Origin of the sequence: Sulfoacidibacillus ferrooxidans (assembly GCF_022606465.1) — a bacterium.
Lineage (GTDB): Bacteria > Bacillota > Bacilli > Alicyclobacillales > SLC66 > Sulfoacidibacillus > Sulfoacidibacillus ferrooxidans.
Genome location: NZ_JALBUF010000004.1, coordinates 173,442 through 192,059, shown reverse-complemented (window position 1 = coordinate 192,059; position 18,618 = coordinate 173,442). Strand labels below are relative to the sequence as shown.

Below are 18,618 nucleotides of genomic sequence, written 5' to 3'. Positions count from 1 at the left end.
CATTCAATAAGATAAAGGAAACATCTGTCTATTCAGTTTTTTTCCATTATTTATTCAATGTATATGTCAGTATTCTGTAACATGAAAACCTTGAATTCACTTCTTTAAAGGAGGAAAATAACCACTGTCGCCTTTCTCATGACGATCACAACAAGACGGCGAAACGCGATTCGCGAGACGTCGTCATGACAAGGAGGTTCACCTATGACACTGCCCACAGTAAGTGTGATCATTCCCGTTCACAATGGGCGCACGACTATTGGCCAAACTATAAATGCCATTGAGGCACAGTCTATCCCTACCGAAATTATCGTTATCGATGACGGTTCCACAGACCAAACAACAGACCTAATTAAGCTATTTTATCCACAGGTGAAATGCATTCGTCAGGAACATAAAGGTCCTTCCGCAGCGCGTAACACAGGCATCCAGATGGCAACAGGCGACTATGTTGCTTTTTGCGATGCTGATGATGTTTGGTTGCCAAATAAATTACAATGGCAATGTGCCGTACTCGAACATGAACCACAAATTGATATGCTTGTTAGCCAAGTCACCACTGATCCTAATCAGATCACACGCAATCAAGGCCCCTGGCCACTTCGACCTATAGAATTGCAAGAAGTATTAGAAGGAAGCCCACTTCCAAGCACGGCAATTATGCGCGCGGGATTTGCAACTAAAATTGGCGCATGGGACGAGAGTCTACCTGTACTAGAAGATCTTGATTACTTTGCTCGTGCTGCCAAGATTGGCCTACTTGTCTCCTTGCATCTACCACTGGTCTATTATCGTGTTCGGACAAATTCGTTGTCACACCACACCCTTCTTAATTATGCCCATCTGAAGCAAGTACTTGCACGCTTTGTGAAAGATGGCAAACAATTAAATGCACTCATTACAGGGCATATGCACGGTGTGGCCAACTAATACACACCGTGCAATGAAAATAGCTTACAAATGTTCTATGCAAACCGATCCATGATCGAACAGGCACAGCATAGCATTTGTAAGCTATTTTCTATATCATAATAAATATCCCTTATCCTACCTAATTACGAAGTGGGCAGGTTTTAAGCACACGCTCAAAATTATCAACCTGGTCTTCATAAGAAAAGCGTTTTGCAGTTTCCTGACAGGATTCCGGTGATGGCAGTTCAAGAGCACCATGAATAATCCCCTGTATTAGGCCACGCAAACTCGCGATGTCCCTCGGCGGATATAACCATCCATTGGTTCCGGGACGGACAATATCACTTGGCCCCATATGGCAATCACTAGCGATAACGGGAATGCCACATGATAATGCCTCAACTAACACGAGACCAAATCCCTCAAAATCAGAAGGTAACACTAATGCAGTCGCTTCATCAATTGCAGACCAAGGATCAGACTGCCAACCAAGCCACTCCACCTTATCCTCTATGCCCTGATCATGCGCCTGCTGTTTTAGCCGAACTTCATCAGGTCCGTCCCCAATGATTTTCAAGCGCCAATCCCCATCTACTTCAGACAATGCAGTAAATAATGTATCAATACGCTTTTGTTGATTCATCAAGCGTCCTACATAAACAAATGTAGTGATATCTGGTCTTGGAATAAAGCGCAACTGATCCACCACTGGATGATACACAAGCGGTGTTGGTACTTCAGGAAATGCAGTTGCCAGTTGCGCCTGAATCCCCGCAGAAATAGCAATATTCATATCTGCAAAGTTCAACCATTTAGAATCAGGCATGACGTGCAAACTAAACTGCATCCAACTAATCACCTTTGGTCGCTTAGAGAAAGACTCTGCCACTGCACGTGCAACGGCTGTCTGCCATGTGCCAAGGCACACAATGATATCAGGTGCAGGCCCACCACGCATCGCATGCTGAAAAAATAGCACATGTGCCATCAGTGGATCGACCTTTGCAAATCCCACATAGGATGGAGGCACTGCCACATATTTAACAGGTAATCCTTTCTCCCAAGATGAATCAGTAGAAGGTGCTGTCAACAAAATCTGCACCTTATGCCCACGTTGTTGCAATCCTTGACACATACCCTTAAGTACGGTTTCCGTGCCGCCATGTCCTGAAACTTGTCCACTATAAAATACGATCCGCATAATTGACTCCCTTTACTATCGCAAATAGTATGCACAGTCCTAACTACTCTGTGCCATCGTCCATATGATACCATATCCCAAAAACAATCACACATACGGTATCACTGAGACACGCAGTCTACTCTATCCAGAATGGACGAGATTGAGTAACCTTCGAGCCTCATCTTCTAGCATTTTCATTTGCGATTTAATACCTTCATGATCTGGTACTATTTTTAAAATATCGCTATATAGCTGATAGGCATCTGCAACTCTACCTTCCATGACAGCCACATCTGCTAGACCTGCTTGGTGCTTCCAACGCACAATATCTTGATCATAAGATACAATGCCACGATAGTCATGAGCTACCTTTGCAGACGTCACAAATAAATGCTTGGCTTGTCCTAACAAGTTTCTAATCATACGATCGTGCACACGCGCATACTCAAACCAAGCGTTAGGGAAATCTGAGCTATCGCTAATAAAGCGTTGACCCAATTTCATAGCTTCTTCCATACGTCCTAAATCCATCAACGCATTAATTAAAAAAACGCGAACCTCAGGTATGCGTAAATACTCAGGATAGTGTTTGGCTAAGTGTTCACAACCATATAGAATGTCTACAGACTCTTGCAAATCGCCATGAAGATATAATTCTCGTCCTAAAAAACCAAGCGTACCAATGTCTCCTGGATTTTCTTGTAACGCTTTACGAAGAAGATGAATATTGCGATCTAACTTCCCTTTTTGTTGCATCACACTATCTTCATAGCCGTCATGCCATACTCGCACCCCCACAACCGGATGGTCATATACAGACGTAAATCTCCCTGCCACGTAGGCACCTACTTGCTCATGAACTCGCCCGCGAAAACAAAACCCTTCTCGCATCGAGAAAAAACGTGACATATCATAGTTAGATTCGACACGTGTGCCAATTGTACTCACCTGAATAATCCGCATGATCACAGGGGGGGTCATGTACTGAAAGAGTCCAGCCGCAACATAGAGGTGATCTTTATCTTCATCAAATAGGTACTCATCTGCATCAATACATATCACCCAGTCTGATGTTACTTTGGATAGAGAAAAATTGCGTGCAGCACTAAAGTCGTCTATCCACGTAAAATGAAAGACCTGCGCACCCATTTCCTTTGCAATCTCCGCAGTATGATCAGTACTTCCTGTATCGATCACTATGCACTCATCCACGGCACCTTCTAAACTGCGCAAGCAACGTGCAATCGTACGTTCATCATCACGTGTGATAATCGCCGCACCCACTGTAACCTTTGGAACCGCAAGAACATCCATGAGCCACGAATCTAGAATCGCCTTTCGTTGCGCACTATACGTTTGGACCTTTTGTAAAAGCCAGTTGGCCTGTGGATCAAGTATCCATGCACGCTCATAACAAGCAAACGCTTCTGCACCTTGCAAAAGACCTTCATAACATTCCCCAGTATAAGCAAATAGCTGCGCTGATTTCATTTCTCCCTGCTCAGTGAACAACGCTTTACAGCTTGCCAGCGCATCCTCAAACTTTTTATGTACAAGCAACTCACGAACTGCTTGCAATGTATCTCTCATCTCCCACATTCCCTTGCAACAGAATCAACGATTAATCATATCTTAATTGGTCAAAGCAGTTGTCTGAATGTGGATCGGATATTGCCATACAACTCCACCAACGACAGCATCTAGTTCTCCGTTTGCATAAGTTAAAGAAGTTACATCTCCAGAATTGAGTGTGCTATCCGTACCAACTTGCGTCCAAGTGGAGCCACTGAATAACCATACGCCATCATCTGAAGTCCCCGCGTACAGCGTGCCGTCTGCATTGACAAGAGCCGTAATCGTCGCTGCATTCAGCGTGGCATTGGTACCAGCTTGCGTCCAAGTGGTTCCGCTAGATCCAGAACCACTTTCCATCCAAACGCCATCACCCTTGGTACCTGAGTACAACACTCCATTGACGTTCACATACGTAGAAACAGGAGCAGAGGTTCCAGTCAATGGGTTTCCAGCAGCCGTCCAATTAGGAGAAGTTGTCGAACTGTCTGTGGAACTTGAACTCCCAGTAGAACCTGGCGCTGTATAGGATACAGTCTGTGTCGGATCAGCCATAAGGATGAGTCCCGAATCGGACATCCCTTCACTCGACAATCCGTAAGTTTGTCCAGGGGCCAATATTGCATTTAGCTGCTGCATACCACTTGGTGTGAGCGTTACCGTTTGGTTACTTTGTGTAAAACCACTTGTAGCTTGCAAAGTGACACCATCTGTACCACTTGTAGTAGACGATCCGTTACTATAAGAAACATAGAGTTGCGTGAGCGGAGTGGAAGAACTCATTTGAAAAACGATGTTATCTTGATAAGTAACCGTTATTTGTAAGGGTGTACCTGTGACTTGCGTACCAAACTGACTAACCATCGGGGTAATCGTATACACGCCAGGCTCCTGTGCAGTAAATCCACTCTGGTTAGCTATATTGTATTGTAAAGAGGACACCCCACTAGGTGCGCTCACATCATAAGTAACTGTTGCGCCACTTGGAAGCGCAATGGCATTCCCTGTAGCATCATAGGCAGTCGCTATGAATGGATCTGCCGAACCCACAGGAACAGTCGAAGCCTGTGCAGTTAGCACGACATTTGATACAAACAGAACCCCTAGGATCTGATATACATTTTCTGCATTCGTCAGCGGGTTGATGCCTAACTCTACACCTTGTATCGGAATCGTTAGCCCATTGACCAGAACTGAGCCTGAAACTTCGAGCTCCCCATTAGTAAAAAAGCTTATCGGTAAAGTCGGTATCGTCAAATTAGCACTCTGTGAATCCACATCAATTGGAATCGTAATCGTCGACTGACTAGCAGCAAAAGCTGGACTGACTCCAAGCGCACACATCATCGTGCTTGCAATTAAAGCTACCATACTATGTACATAACAACGTGCTCTATTAGACTGCCATCGATCCTTTTTCATAAATCCACTCCTTCACATCCTTAGAATCTAGTATGCGTATAATCACTATAAAAGTCTATGCTCAATTGGATACATTCTCACACTTGTGCATCTGCTAGCAACGGGTGCAGGCGATCCTTATCAGACAACACCGGCTTCGTTATCGGCCAATCAATGCCAAGTGCTGGATCATTCCACAAGATGCCTCGATCGTGCGCAGAGAGGATAATCCCCGTAAGATTGGCAAGATTGCCCGCATACGTCAGCGCATCATACGTCACAACCTCCACATCACTCTGTTCCGAAACCATCATCCGCACAAAATTACTTCCTATAAACCCCGCTCCGCCAGTCACTACAATCTTCATCGTGCACCCCTTAGAACGAATTCGTGACGCACCAATTATCCAATAATAAATCTACTATACCATGGAACTAGTAGCCACTATAACGATCATGCGCCGTTTTATCCAAAGATCAAACGCCTCACACGTTGCATTGAGTTGCGCCGTATACGGCTGTGCAGTAATGGGAAAATAAAGAAGGGTAATCCAGGTATACATGAAACAGCAACAACGGCCAGCCAATAATTTCTATGTGCAATCCATCCAATCCATGAAGCTGGCAAAATGCCCGGAAAAATGCCTATATGCACTATACTTTTATAGAATCCCAAGTGCTTAGCATCTAAAGTAAGCGTTGGAGTTGCTGTCGCATGCGGAGGTAACCACACTTGCGTTTCCGAAAAAACCAATTGTGGATCCTCTGCCGTTATGGTTGCAACAGATGGATAATCACTAAAGTTATTGAGCGTTGCTAGTGGACGATGAATGACCGTGCCTTTGCGCACAATCCCCACCCCGCCACCATTTAAAACACCATTTTGATGCAATGAAACGACATAAGGAATTTCGTCAGTCTGAGATGAATTGATAATAATTGCCGCCATCATCAACATCAGAGTCAATCCACTCAGCAAAAAAATAGATCCCTGATAACGACGCAACCGCCGTGAACGCCTGTGCCGTTCCCTTTTGCGAATACCTCCGGTAGATACAATAATCGCGACAAGAGCACCTATAATAGGTACAAAGTAAAACCTTTTGGCAGCACCTGATTGCAACCACAATGTTGGATACCCCACAAGCGGTATAGCAAGCGGACGCCCACCGATTGTCACCACTCGATTAACAATCCACGCTGGTTGAACAGGAGGTGCTTGCATCGCCGCTTGATCAGAAAGCAAGTTGTGATCACCCTTTGTGATATAACCCATTCTCGCATTGCCACCTACTAATCGATGAACGATAAATCCCTCTTTAGACAGTGGACCAACAGGAGGATGATACATGATAATCTCACCGATATGAAGCTGTGTGTGTAACGTCACAGGAACAAGTAATACAACGTATCCACGTTGCAAAAGGGGATACATACTATTGGTTCGTTCTACCTCCAGTAGAAATGGTTTATGACGAAGAAACGTCCCCGTTCCTGCCACCATCAACAATAAAGCAATAACCAAAAGAACCCCTTTCACGACCACTCGCACACTACGCATTGAACACCCTCCCAGAAAAAGTCCACTCTCTTTATAGAGATCATCATATGTATACCCCATCACAGTCAGGCACACGGCTGATAAAAGTAGCCAAATGAAGTAGTCCCTATGGTACGAAAGGAGTATCTGTATGGTGCAAATGAATAAGCAAAGAGTAGACTGATGCGGTGCGAGATCCAGCTTTAATCCATCGTACAATGACATCGCAAGCAAATAGAGAAACTATCGGAGGGGTTACAGTGATTCGTCCCAGAATGACACGTAGTTTTGTACTAGTAGGATCGGCACTCGGTCTAGCAAGCTTGATGGCAGGCTATTCATACAGCACTGCAAGCGTAGAAAATCAGTCAACACTCAGTGTTGTTGATACCAGCGCTGCATTATTAGCGCTAAAACCTGGTACCAATTCTTCCAACGCAGATAATACAGTATCGGATAAAAATGGTAGTCTTGTATTTAACTTTGATAACGGTAATGGGAGCTCCTTCGGTTTACAGCCAAACTCATCGTACGTATGGAGACATTTATTTGAAATTACCAATAACACCAGTCAAACAATTACTCCCTACATCAGCCAAGCATATAGCCAAGCATTCAGCCAAAGCACAGGCGCGGTTTCTACTTATATAGCCTCATCTACTGCTTCAACTGCAAATCCAGCTATGTCAGTACTAAACGGTCCAAATTCATTGTTAGAGCTATCTAAAAATGCGAATTGGAATTTACTAAAGCCAATACCAATGAACCAAAATAATAGTGGACCAACTGAAACATGGACGAATGGCTCAAGTGTAGCACTACAGCCTCTAAGTAGTGGTCAATCTGAATGGGTAGATGTGGACATCAACATAGGAGACATGCCAGTTACTTCATCTGCTTTAGAAAGTAGCATCTATGTTGGCGCTGTTGTTGGCACATCTGCTGCAATTGGCAATAACAATGTACCACCTGTACCACCTGTACCACCTGCACCACCTGCACCACCTGCACCACCTGCATCACCTGCAATTATCAGTCAACCATCAGCATAAGCGAATCCCTCCTACTTACATCTACAAGACCCACTCCATAAGCGGTCAAACTGGTGTAGTCGATTACCGACTACACCAGTTTATACCTTCAAAAGAAATATATTTTGACTAGGCAAAAGTGGACATTTGATGAATACAGTATGGTATGTGATTGACTACATATATAGGGAAGCAATGAAGTGTAATCTGATGTGGGCGCCTGAGATTACATGGAGCAAGTGGCGCAACCGACCCAGTTATGAACTCGGGTCTTTTTGTGTTGATAAAGAGAGATCGTCTTGTATGACGGGGGGATGTATGTGAAAGGTGTATACCTGGTAACATTAAGTCTATGTAGCGTCGTCGGATTAGCCATACTGCAACAAAGCACGAGCTATAGTATAGCAAGTGTCCAATCACAAAATCTCGTTTCTATCGTTCGTGGAAGAGATGCGTTAATCACAACACCCACGATCACTGCAGATACGACACAACCAAAACAGCCAACAGTCACGCCATCATATGATCCGTATACGATCACTCTGTATCCTACTGTGCCCGTGACTTCTTCTACATCAAATACTAAGGCATACACTCAGTCTGCCTCTGCTAAAACAGCGGAGCCATCATCTACTTCTTCGCCCCCATATCACGCTACAATTACCTTTATGGTGAACAATCACCAGCTGCAAAATATAAGCATAGAGAGCGTAAGTGCACCTGCAGATACGAATTTTACTGTACAGTTAATGACACAACCTACCATTTATCCAAATACACAGGAAAATTTCAAAGTACACATTCTCTATCCAAATGCATCCGTGCCCACATCGATACCACTAACCTTTACCTTCTCCTGGCTGGGCGGAGGAGCGACGATCACATATTCCTATAGAATTTTGTCTTAGAAAGAAGGGTGTTCAGATGAGAAGAAAGATAAAGGGAAAGCGTAAGTGGCCATATATCATTGCCATTACAGTAGTAACTGCCTTATGCATTACAACAGCCACGGAATGGTCGATGGTGCTGACTCAACCCATGCAGATTCAAAATGATAACCAAGTAAGTGGTAATCTCACCACATCTTTTTCCTATCAACCAATCGAATCCCCCAATCCCCTTTTGCCTAAAGGAGGTGCAACCACAGGAAATGGAACTATCTTCACTGCAATCACGCGCCAACTCGTCATTCATGAGCAAATGAATTTCTTAGCCAATCAACCGATGACGCTACATCTAAGTTCAACACCCATCATACGCCTCATCGCTCCAAACATGTGGGAAAAAGATTACCCAGTGGCATCCACCCAAACCATCGTTACTCATGAAAAAAGTGGGACTCTATGGAATGAAACCTACACCATCAACCTCGCTACCATCAATGAGTTTACAAGCAACATGACAAAAGCATTACAAATAAGCCCAGATAGTTACACCATTACACTTGATCCACAAATCGCGGGAGAAGTGACTTACAATAGACAGACAGAACAAATTCCCACTGTGTCAGGACTCTCTTTTCAGGAAAATGGCCAGGAGTTAGAAGTACAGAGTTCACTGACCAATAGTATACCTGTCTCCTTCACCCTCTCTTCCATAACTCCAAACACATTTCACCTCTTTGGTTGGACACTCCCTATCCCCCTTGCAAGGACAGGGTTAGGATCTCTGTTTGGAATACTCTTGGTAGCCCTTCTTATCTTACTATGGCCATATCGCAAATTGCAAGTAGGCATAGGATCAAAACCATCGGAACGATTGGAAAAACGCCATCGCGATCGCATCTTTCATCTTAGCCAAACTGTGAATTTTGGCCATTCCTTTGTCATTACACTTGATTCCCTTGCTTCACTAGTCCGTTTAGCATTAGATCGCGACGTTCCCATCTTGCGCGAGTGTACGGGAGATGCTGCACTTCGCTATGTAGCCATTGACGGAGACTGTGCCTATGTATATACAGAAGATGAAGGTGGGAATGTGCACACTAAGCAAAGCTCATTCCCACTAGACTTTGGAGGCATCAGAACAAATGAGCCGAATTTGGAATAACGCTCAACGACTATTTAACGCCACGTGGCGTGTCCCTTTATCTATTACAAAAGGAAACGATCAACAGGGGATCGCCTATATTTATCGATACCTGTCATTCCTCATCATTTCTTGTTTTTATGTCATCGGTCAACCACAGGCCCCCATTTGGGTGAAGTTGCTTGTCGTCTTTTGTCTACTCATTGAAAACCTTGCCGTAACAGGTATGTATCGAAGACATCAACAAACGCCAGGTATCATCCGCGCACTCATAAGTATAGAAACTCTCGGTGTACTTCTTCTCGTGATGGAAACAGGTGGATTTTCCAGTCCATTTGTTTGGTACGCACTCAATTCTGTATTTATGGCTGCGACTCTACTTTCTATGTATGAAAGCTGGATGAACTTTGCAATCTATATATTGACCGGTACCGTGCTCTTTGATTTTTCTGCACGTACACCTCATACCTTCTTACCAAAGCAACTTTTTTCAAATGAATCCGGCCTTATACTTGTTGCAATTCTAGTGACAGTACTGTTTCATCTCTACACCCGCCTCGCACGAGAGTTAGAAGCAAGACAACACTTACTACAAGCGCAAACAAAAGAATTACATCGAATGAATCAACAATTGCACACAGAACATACGCGCACAGAGCATCTATTGCGTCAAGTCATGACACTTTATCAAACTATGAGTGAAATGAACTATGCAGAAAATCCATCTTGCCTATGCGAGCTTTTCGCAAAAACGGCTATAGAACTCATCGGCTGTGCATCGGCTGTGTTTGCGTCAGAACAAGAGTCCGTCTGTTATCATGTACTTTCGATTGCACAACCAGAAGACATTGATCAGCATACACTCCAGCAAAAAGTGGATGACCTACTAGCGACATGGTGCCGGGGAGATATACATCTCCTCTCACCTAAAGAACAGCAAACGCCTTTTTATACACTACGCTCAAGAGGCATAAAAGGGGAGTCCCGTCAACTCATCGCTATCTTTAGTCAAACCCCTTTCTCCTTAGAAGAGGCGGACGTTCGATCACTAGATGTACTACTTGAATTTGCTTCTGCTGTCATTGAACGCTTTACCTATGAACACATTACTGGTAAGCTCCTCGTTGCACAAGAACAGAACCGCATTGCACGGGAGATGCACGATCATGTTTCACAACGTCTGTTTAGCATCGTATACGCATTACATGGGTTGACTGCAAATCAATCACCGCTTGATATACTGAAGCTAAAAAACAAGCTTCTTGTCATTCAGGATACAGCAAACGCCTGCATTCAAGATTTCCGTCGATCGATCAACCAATTAAGTGGACTTTCTGATGATAGGAATTCATGGAAAAATGATATAAAAACATATCTCGACCACCTACGCGACCTACAAAACATCGATGCCCAGTTCAACGTGAATGGGGATCTCAGTCTCATTCACGATCATCTTGCGAAAGTGCTCTACCGCGTCATCCTAGAGGCATGTGGCAATGCTGTAAGGCACGGTGGATGTAGCTCCATTGATGTGCATCTAGCTACTCTACCTAGAGAAGTACACCTTGTGATCACTGACAATGGATGCGGTTTTGATGCATACCAGGTAACCACACTTCTTCCTGAAAAGCACTATGGCCTAGGACTTCACAATATCGTTCACTCCGTGCAAAATTGCGGTGGATCTGTCTCGATCGATAGCACAATCGGCCATGGCACGCAGATCAATGTATATCTGCCACTGGAATTCAACCATGAGACAACGACACTAATCGCTAAGGAGATCACATCATGCGTATTGTCATAGTCGATGATCATCCACTTGTCCGTGCAGGACTCATCGCCGTACTCTCTTCAGTACCAGAGGTGACAAGCGTCATCGAAGCAAGCACAGGTGCACAGGCACTGAACGCCGTAATCCAGGAATCACCTGATCTCATGCTTGTCGACCTCAAACTAGGGGCAGAGTCTGGGTTAGACGTCATTGCATCATGCCGACCACATGCAACAACGTGTCGTTATATGATTCTCACCTCGTCCATCAGTCGACACGACTTTACTCGCGCTATGAAACTGCATGTGGATGGCTATGCTTTAAAAGAAGTGTTACCAGAAGAATTACTCTATGCCATCAAAGTTGTCACAAGAGGCCGTCGATACGTCGATCCCTTATTTTTAGCTTGGGAAGAAGATAGTCAGCCTCATCTTCTAGAAGCACTCACAAGCAAAGAACGCGAGGTGCTCACCCAACTCAGTCTTGGCAAGAGCAATCGCGCTATCGCAGAATCCCTCTACATCACAGAATACACCGTGAAAAAACACGTCAGTCAAATTCTCGCCAAACTTCACCTCGAAGATCGCACACAAGCGGCGCTCTATGCACATTCGCATGATCAATCATAACCATTCTTAAACTATAGCGGGCCAAGAGAAAGCGTTATACTAGACTTAGCTCATACACATCGAAGGATGGGAGGCAATCATATGAAACCAATACGCGCCATGGTCTTTCCAGGTGCGCATAATCTACCACTGTACATGATGCAGGACGTAGAACTTGTGTATACAAAATCCCGTGATGAACAGATCGCCGCCATTCAAGATCAGCTCGTCGACATCATCCATACATCCCCTGACAACTTAGCACTCGACGATGCCTCCGGATTAGTTCCCTTCCTTTCAGGAACTGTCGGCCCATTGTCCCTCATGGCCACATCTGGCGAGGTTGCCGATCATCGCCTTGGCGTCGATAACGCGCGGTCAGGCTTCGGAAAATTAGCGTATGCTTGGTTAGAAGAACACCGTCCCACGCTGCGCTATGACGTAGTCGAGGTTGGTGGAACACCGCAGCGTTTCGAAGCCCTGCAAACGAAAAAAGTCACGATGATTGTCACGCATCCGCCCTTTACGCAGTTTTGCGAGCGATTAGGCTATGACAACTGGGGGCGCATAGACCACGGTCAACTTACACTGTGCGGCGTACATCATATTCGCCATACCAATCCATGCATCGTCGATCAGTACCGCGAACAATATCGCAAAGCGATCACCACACTAGCCAGTCCCGATGGATTTGAGATAGCCCTTGCATTGATTGAACAACACCTCCATCCACCTGCAGACACCCTCCACACGATGACACAAGTCATGCGTGAAGAGATCATCCGAGCAGGAGTGGATATTCAGAACGAACCGTGAACGATCAGTCAAGCGCAAGCCTTTACTTCCACGCACCAAAAACAGCGCTACATGGCCGACATGGCCTTCTTTAGCGCTGTTCTGCTGATTCAGAGCGTTCGATCCGATCACTCTCCACCAAGGACTCCACCGCATAATAGAGAATCGGCTTATTGCAAATCGGAATTAATTGTTTTGCACCCGTATAAGTAAGCGGACGTAACCGCGAGCCTGTCCCACCAGACAGGATAAGACCCTTCAATGATAACTCCTCCCACCACAGGTAACCAATACCTATAAACTACGAATAGTATACATGATAGAATGCAATGTTACTATACTCAATTTCCCAAACTCGCACGTATCATCCAACAAAATAACACCACTTGACTTAGCGAACTGCAATAAAAAGAATCCCATCATCTATCCTTCACCCCAATACATCACAGCGATCCTACATCATGTACACCCATTCATCACAATCTTTCATCTATAGTTTACCATGTCGACACACAACGAAGTGTGATAGGAGGGATGAGGTATGCTAAAATCGTACCCGTAGTTGCACATCATCGCAGTTTTGCAGACAGGAGGAACACCTGGTATTGAAGACAGCACACACGACAGTAGTCTCATATCGCACACTCATAGCTGCGCTGATCTTACATTACCTTGTGGTTGTATGCGTCTATCTCCCATTTCCAAAAGGTATCAATTACATACGCATGTCGCCACAGGTATGGTTGCAACCCTACTTACAGTGGGATTCGCAGTGGTATCTCACCATTGCCAAGCACGGGTATCGCTTTTATTCGCTTCTCCATCACATCCACCATGCACCACCGATCCGTGCAGACATCATGACAAGCGCTTATTTTCCCTTTTTGCCCATGCTCATTCGGTTGTGTCTGGACATTAGCCATCATGTACTGGTGCCACTCATCATCGACAATGTGGCCTTTATCGCATCCTTGCCATTGCTTTTTGTCATCCTGCAGGATCTGACATTATCACTAGCGACGCAGAAACCATCTGCATCCCATACCACTCCATCACGATCTTCAAAAAAGCACGACAAACATGCACGTCAAATAGCCATATGGGGTACCCTTTTCTTTGCAGTCAATCCAATCAGTATTATCTACTCCAGTCTCTACACAGAGTCCTTTTCATTTCTCTTTGCATTACTTGTCACCTATGGCGTGCTCCGTGATCATCTATGGATCTCCGCACTAGCAGGATGTTTATCCGCTACAACACATAGCACAGGCATTCTTGTCGGTGCCTTTGTCGTAGTCTACATCGTGCGTTTTATCACAACTCGTCAGCGCAAACACTTGTGGCATGGTGCACTTTTTTCATTCGCGACACTCTCTGGTCTTCTCCTCTTTCTGATCTTTCTATACATTCGCTTTCATGATCCACTTGCCTTCACGAAGGCAGAAGCGTATTGGCACCGTACATGGGAGTTTCCCTTTGCTCCCTATGTGCAAGGCATCCTGTTAGCGACGCACGACCACAGCATGGCCTTATTCTTTGACCTGACATTTGAAACCATCTTCTTATTCGCCGCAATAGCGATCACGATACGCAAGGAGCTATGGAAAAACGGCGTGGCATTCTATACGCTCGCATCCACACTGCTGATTGCGTCAACTGTCGTTCCACATTTTCCGACCATGTCCGTCCCGCGCTATCTCAGCAATATTTGGCCACTCTATCTTGCCTTTGCATCCATACACACCCGCATCTTGCGTGGCGCATTGCTGATCTTATGTTTACTAGGTGGCGTATATGGAGCCATCATCTTTGGTCATGGCTTTTGGTTTGAATGAGCACTCAATTTGCACATCAACCGTTGTAGGACAACTTGATGAAGCCATATACTATACATAGCGATCACTCGACAGAAAGTGGGGATCTCGATGACTCGGTATATTCGATACGAAAACTCAAAAGAAGAAGCCAACCGCATCCTAACAACGACACAAAATCAACCAGCCTCGACACCTATCGGAGTCGAAGCCGTATTTGAAATCATGGATGGACTCGTCGCACTTCACGCCGTCATGGACGAGTTTTTACGCACAGAAAAAGACCATACATGGCTCGTCGTCTACTCGGGTCACCGCGCCGATCCATCCCGAGCAGATAGTAAAGTTTTCTTCATACCAGAATCCATCGACCACATCTACAGTTACCGACAAGTTCACTCGCTACGTACTGGTACAAAGCCTATCACACATCCACAACCAACACAGAAACCCCGCACAAAAACTCACATCACACGCTGGCTCGATCGCCTCTGGGTTCCACTCTCCATCATGATTGCCATCGCATTATTTGGCTTCCTCTTTGTTCAGTTAACCACCCAGGCACAAGCCAGCCTCAAACCACAATATCGCTACGAAAACAGCGCAACAAGCCATTTTGTACATTTTGAAGCATCATGATATTGAAACAGATGGTTTGCTAACAAATTCATTTGTTTCACCAGGAGTAGGTAAGTGAGTCTCTTGTAACATTGGGGTATTTGTAAAAAATTCATTAAATATTGACCATACCGGACTTCCGTTATTAACCACATCCCAGGTTGGGTCAAATATCAATCCTTGATTACCAATCATCGCTTCGTCCCATTGATGGGCATCAGCTGGATTGGAGTCACTCTGTAGTAATGATGTCCAGTTACCATTTGCGTAGCCATCAACTGTTTGTGCTTGTATTCCAATCGACCTAAGAAAAGCTGCAGCCACGTTGGAATAATCTTCGCATACTCCAGAATGTGTAGTTAAAGCAGTTAACCCATCTTGCCATACATAGGTAGGATCCAATCCCTGCGCATTAAATTGATCTGCTGAATGATTGTAAACAATAGACTCACTGGTTAGATTGCTAATCGCTTCAATTGCAGATGGTAAACTCGTGGAATTCTCTAGAAGCTGATCAGCTGTTTGTGCAAAAATGGGACTCATATTGTAATTCATCTGTGCAGAAGCATATAAATTGAGTTTTGTCTGATCAGGAATAGGGGCATTAATAGTTACTGTGTAACTACTTGAAGGATAGGAGTAGTCCTGATTCTCATCTGTCGTTGTTGTTAGAGTCGTGAAAAATTTTGGGAACAAAGTAACCATTACAGAGCCATTGTATGGTGAACGCACCATGCCGGAAAACTGTCCATTGACAACAGGCAATTCATAACCCCAACTTTGACTAGAGTCTGCTCCTTGTAGGATAACCGTGATCTTCGAGATAGAAAGGGACGTTGACCCTGAGATAGGGACCCATCCTCCGATAGGTTGATATGGTGTATAGGTCACTTGGTTATTCGTCTCTTGTGCTACATCGTTAGGCAGATCACTAGGTAAAGGTTCGATGCCAGTAGTTGATCCTGTGTTAGCAAAAGGAGTAGACTGTAGATCACTCATTCCCACTGTAATCACAAGTGGGATACTGTAGACTCCATTGGACTCTGCTTGCACCGTGTAAATTCCTGGCTTACTCGCTATAAAGTTACCCTCTACTATTTGATAGGAAGGTGAACCACCTGAACCCCAGGTATATCCATTATCAGCAGTATTCACAGTAGCGTCTGGACTATTGACAAACCACTGAAACTGATTGGCGTTGACATTGACCCCATGCTCATAGGCAAAAAGATATAATGTCTGATTGGGCATGACATTTAACAAGGATGGACCCGTCGAATTTGTATTTTCTTCTGTAGACATCGGGTCAACCGTTTGCGCAGATATATAAAAATTCCCAGAAGATCGCGCCCAAAATCCCGAATCATTTTGTGCTTGATTTTGATTGAACGTGTTCAAATAAGAAGATGGATCCAAGTCAGATGCAGCACTTTGCGCTGCGCTTGCTGCCGTATAGGAAATAGAGAGGGATTGACTCGCTAAGTCTTGCTGATTGGAATTCACTAAATAAACTGTCAATTGATCATTTGACGCTGGAACGCTATCTGGTGCAATCACGGTGATCATGGCAATACCCTGATTGAGCGTAAAGTATTCTGTATCTGTCCCATTAGTGACACCACCTTCTACCATAGCACCACTAGGTAAAGTAACGTATGGAGCACTTTGATGATTAGCATCTATCCCATTAGAAGTTCCTTGTAAAGTTATGGTGCCATTTTCATTACTCACCACGTTACCATTTTGATCAACAACGGCTGCAGTAATGGTATCCATGGCCGTTCCATTGGCCACTAAAGACGACACTGAGCCACTCAGAGTCAACGAGACACTCGCAGTTGTCCCTGAATTAATAGAAGAACTAGATGTAGAAGATGGGGCAGTGTAACTTACACCTTGCGATGGATTAGCCATTAAAACTAGTCCCTGTGACGAATCCCCTTCAGCAAATAGGGAGTAAGTCTTATCTGCAGTTAGCACTGCATTCAAAAGTTGGATTCCCACTGAAGTTAGCGTTACTGTAGAACCATTCTGAGTAAAATCAGTACCAGATATGAGATTCACCCCTTGGCTACTAGATGAATACGAAATATATAATTGCGATAGAGAAATGGTAGTAGACATTTCAAACACCACTGAATCTGCGTCATTTACCGTTATTTGCACAGGGTTCCCTTGAATCCGTGTACCAAACTCACTCACAATTGGTGTAATCGTATACGTTCCAGCAACTTGTGAAGTAAATGAATCATTTGAAATGTGATAATCCTGTTCGCTCACACCCTGTGGAGCAATAATCGTATAGGATATCGAGGCCAGATTCGGTAAATCCATCGTTTGCCCCAATGCATTTGTCATACTTACGTTTAAATCATCTGGTGATCCAACCTCTAATACAGAAGATTGAGGACTTGCACTCACATTGGCTACAAAAGGTTGCCCAAGCAGTTGTAAAACATCTACAGATTGAGTAGCGGCGTTCATCCCTAGTTCCAGCCCCGAAATTGGAACAGATAGACCATTCATCTCAATCGTCCCAGAAACAGAAAGCACATCGTTTACAAAAAAACTAGCTGGTGGAGTGGCAATGGACAAATCAACCATCTGTCCATTGACCGTTATAGGCACAGAAATCGCTAAAGATGCAGATCCCCCATTGATCGGTGCCAAAGGAGCCGTAAGACTAGCTGCAAAGGCAGGACTTATACACATTGTACATAACGCTAACGAACTAATACCCGTAACCCATCGAAACTTCAATGTTTTATGAAAGAAAAAACCTTTATTTTTATATGTATTCAGCTACTTCGCCCCCAAAATTTTCATACTAGTAAATAATAGATAGAATAAACCAATTTATATTAACGGTCAATCACATTAATTATCCAACTTGCACAGGCCGTAAATAAACGTCGAGACTTGTTGTCATTGGCCTCATTGGTGATTCATTATCGATCTTGACCATCTAATTTACACCAATGAAGAATCATCCTTAGTTTGGTAGAATGGGTTTGCATACGAAAGCGTACATTCACATGGACAAACGGACGGTAGGATATAAACGTCGTTAAGATGCGCTCCATTTGATTCCTGATGCAGGATTCATCTCATTGTCACACGCTACAAGTGGGTATACCAGCCAATTACGTACTCATGAATAGTTGATTTACCATCTCCCCTTACTTCATGAGTTGCATCAGGAAGGGTTATTCTTTATTAGCATAGTGAAGGGCATGAAACAGCGCTACCAATGGTAAAACCAACTGTATACTTTACGTGAACTTTTTCAAATTGCCAAGCCTAACTATAGCCACAAGCAGATTTTGTCGTCTATACGGGTAG

Annotated in this window: 16 protein-coding genes and 1 riboswitch; of the genes, 9 read left to right on the top strand and 7 right to left on the bottom strand. The window is 44.3% G+C overall.

The window, feature by feature from the left end; genetic code table 11:
* Positions 1-204 precede the first annotated feature (204 nt).
* Positions 205-930, top strand: a complete 726-nt coding sequence (locus tag MM817_RS08535) for a glycosyltransferase family 2 protein (protein ID WP_241713766.1) — start codon at positions 205-207, stop codon at positions 928-930.
* Between the two features lie 121 nt (positions 931-1,051).
* Here the strand turns inward: MM817_RS08535 and MM817_RS08530 are convergent, their stop codons facing one another.
* The 5 genes from MM817_RS08530 to MM817_RS08505 form a co-directional block, all read right to left on the bottom strand.
* Complete coding sequence (locus tag MM817_RS08530) at positions 1,052-2,113, bottom strand: glycosyltransferase (RefSeq protein WP_241713764.1); 1,062 nt, start codon at positions 2,111-2,113, stop codon at positions 1,052-1,054.
* Positions 2,114-2,236: 123 nt separating this feature from the next.
* Positions 2,237-3,685, bottom strand: coding sequence for a tetratricopeptide repeat-containing glycosyltransferase family 2 protein (locus MM817_RS08525; protein ID WP_241713762.1), 1,449 nt, complete (start codon positions 3,683-3,685; stop codon positions 2,237-2,239).
* Between the two features lie 42 nt (positions 3,686-3,727).
* Positions 3,728-5,089: a PQQ-like beta-propeller repeat protein gene (locus MM817_RS08520; protein ID WP_241713760.1), complete on the bottom strand. Its 1,362-nt coding sequence runs from the start codon at positions 5,087-5,089 to the stop codon at positions 3,728-3,730.
* 77 nt (positions 5,090-5,166) lie between these two features.
* Entirely contained in the window at positions 5,167-5,436 is a 270-nt protein-coding gene (locus tag MM817_RS16940) for a dTDP-4-dehydrorhamnose 3,5-epimerase family protein (RefSeq protein WP_272879843.1), read from the bottom strand.
* A gap of 98 nt (positions 5,437-5,534) precedes the next feature.
* Positions 5,535-6,629, bottom strand: a complete 1,095-nt coding sequence (locus MM817_RS08505) for a S26 family signal peptidase (protein WP_241713758.1) — start codon at positions 6,627-6,629, stop codon at positions 5,535-5,537.
* A 239-nt stretch (positions 6,630-6,868) separates the two neighbouring features.
* Between MM817_RS08505 and MM817_RS08500 the strand changes: the two genes are divergently transcribed.
* The 6 genes from MM817_RS08500 to MM817_RS08475 all read left to right on the top strand — a co-directional run bounded on the left by MM817_RS08500 (position 6,869) and on the right by MM817_RS08475 (position 12,865).
* The gene (locus tag MM817_RS08500; RefSeq protein WP_241713756.1) at positions 6,869-7,660 is read left to right on the top strand and encodes a hypothetical protein; all 792 of its coding nucleotides are present in this window, start codon (positions 6,869-6,871) and stop codon (positions 7,658-7,660) included.
* A 158-nt stretch (positions 7,661-7,818) separates the two neighbouring features.
* Positions 7,819-7,901: riboswitch (cyclic di-GMP riboswitch) on the top strand.
* Between the two features lie 58 nt (positions 7,902-7,959).
* A complete protein-coding gene (locus tag MM817_RS08495) occupies positions 7,960-8,547 on the top strand; it encodes a hypothetical protein (protein WP_241713754.1) in 588 nt (195 codons plus the stop codon).
* 16 nt (positions 8,548-8,563) lie between these two features.
* Positions 8,564-9,688 carry a DUF5305 family protein gene (locus tag MM817_RS08490; protein ID WP_241713752.1) on the top strand — a complete coding sequence of 375 codons (1,125 nt, stop codon included), beginning with the start codon at positions 8,564-8,566 and terminating at the stop codon, positions 9,686-9,688.
* On the top strand, positions 9,669-11,474 hold the full coding sequence (locus tag MM817_RS08485) for a sensor histidine kinase (protein WP_241713750.1): 1,806 nt from the start codon (positions 9,669-9,671) through the stop codon (positions 11,472-11,474). The genes MM817_RS08490 and MM817_RS08485 overlap by 20 nt, the downstream gene beginning before the upstream one ends.
* Positions 11,459-12,070, top strand: a complete 612-nt coding sequence (locus MM817_RS08480) for a response regulator (protein ID WP_241713741.1) — start codon at positions 11,459-11,461, stop codon at positions 12,068-12,070. The genes MM817_RS08485 and MM817_RS08480 overlap by 16 nt, the downstream gene beginning before the upstream one ends.
* Positions 12,071-12,151: 81 nt before the next feature.
* Positions 12,152-12,865, top strand: coding sequence for a substrate-binding domain-containing protein (locus tag MM817_RS08475; protein ID WP_241713731.1), 714 nt, complete (start codon positions 12,152-12,154; stop codon positions 12,863-12,865).
* Between the two features lie 70 nt (positions 12,866-12,935).
* Here MM817_RS08475 and MM817_RS08470 read toward each other — a convergent pair whose 3' ends face one another.
* Positions 12,936-13,106: a sugar phosphate nucleotidyltransferase gene (locus MM817_RS08470; protein WP_241713729.1), complete on the bottom strand. Its 171-nt coding sequence runs from the start codon at positions 13,104-13,106 to the stop codon at positions 12,936-12,938.
* Between the two features lie 343 nt (positions 13,107-13,449).
* Between MM817_RS08470 and MM817_RS08465 the strand changes: the two genes are divergently transcribed.
* Positions 13,450-14,679: a mannosyltransferase family protein gene (locus tag MM817_RS08465; RefSeq protein ID WP_241713728.1), complete on the top strand. Its 1,230-nt coding sequence runs from the start codon at positions 13,450-13,452 to the stop codon at positions 14,677-14,679.
* Positions 14,680-14,769: 90 nt separating this feature from the next.
* Positions 14,770-15,297 carry a hypothetical protein gene (locus MM817_RS08460; protein WP_241713726.1) on the top strand — a complete coding sequence of 176 codons (528 nt, stop codon included), beginning with the start codon at positions 14,770-14,772 and terminating at the stop codon, positions 15,295-15,297.
* On the opposite strand, the gene MM817_RS08455 is transcribed toward MM817_RS08460, so the two are convergent.
* Positions 15,292-17,988: a transglutaminase domain-containing protein gene (locus MM817_RS08455; RefSeq protein WP_241713724.1), complete on the bottom strand. Its 2,697-nt coding sequence runs from the start codon at positions 17,986-17,988 to the stop codon at positions 15,292-15,294. The two genes, MM817_RS08460 and MM817_RS08455, sit on opposite strands and share 6 nt — an antisense overlap.
* Positions 17,989-18,618 lie beyond the last annotated feature (630 nt).

Bases quoted from the DNA above. Each gene is read 5' to 3' on its own strand.
- MM817_RS08530 (WP_241713764.1), bottom strand. From the start codon at position 2,113: ATGCGGATCGTATTTTATAGTGGACAAGTTTCAGGACATGGCGGCACG.
- MM817_RS08520 (WP_241713760.1), bottom strand. From the start codon at position 5,089: ATGAAAAAGGATCGATGGCAGTCTAATAGAGCACGTTGTTATGTACAT.
- MM817_RS08480 (WP_241713741.1), top strand. From the start codon at position 11,459: ATGCGTATTGTCATAGTCGATGATCATCCACTTGTCCGTGCAGGACTC.
- MM817_RS08525 (WP_241713762.1), bottom strand. From the start codon at position 3,685: ATGAGAGATACATTGCAAGCAGTTCGTGAGTTGCTTGTACATAAAAAG.
- MM817_RS08455 (WP_241713724.1), bottom strand. From the start codon at position 17,988: ATGTGTATAAGTCCTGCCTTTGCAGCTAGTCTTACGGCTCCTTTGGCA.
- MM817_RS08460 (WP_241713726.1), top strand. From the start codon at position 14,770: ATGACTCGGTATATTCGATACGAAAACTCAAAAGAAGAAGCCAACCGC.
- MM817_RS08485 (WP_241713750.1), top strand. From the start codon at position 9,669: ATGAGCCGAATTTGGAATAACGCTCAACGACTATTTAACGCCACGTGG.
- MM817_RS08535 (WP_241713766.1), top strand. From the start codon at position 205: ATGACACTGCCCACAGTAAGTGTGATCATTCCCGTTCACAATGGGCGC.
- MM817_RS08505 (WP_241713758.1), bottom strand. From the start codon at position 6,629: ATGCGTAGTGTGCGAGTGGTCGTGAAAGGGGTTCTTTTGGTTATTGCT.
- MM817_RS08475 (WP_241713731.1), top strand. From the start codon at position 12,152: ATGAAACCAATACGCGCCATGGTCTTTCCAGGTGCGCATAATCTACCA.
- MM817_RS08490 (WP_241713752.1), top strand. From the start codon at position 8,564: ATGAGAAGAAAGATAAAGGGAAAGCGTAAGTGGCCATATATCATTGCC.
- MM817_RS16940 (WP_272879843.1), bottom strand. From the start codon at position 5,436: ATGAAGATTGTAGTGACTGGCGGAGCGGGGTTTATAGGAAGTAATTTT.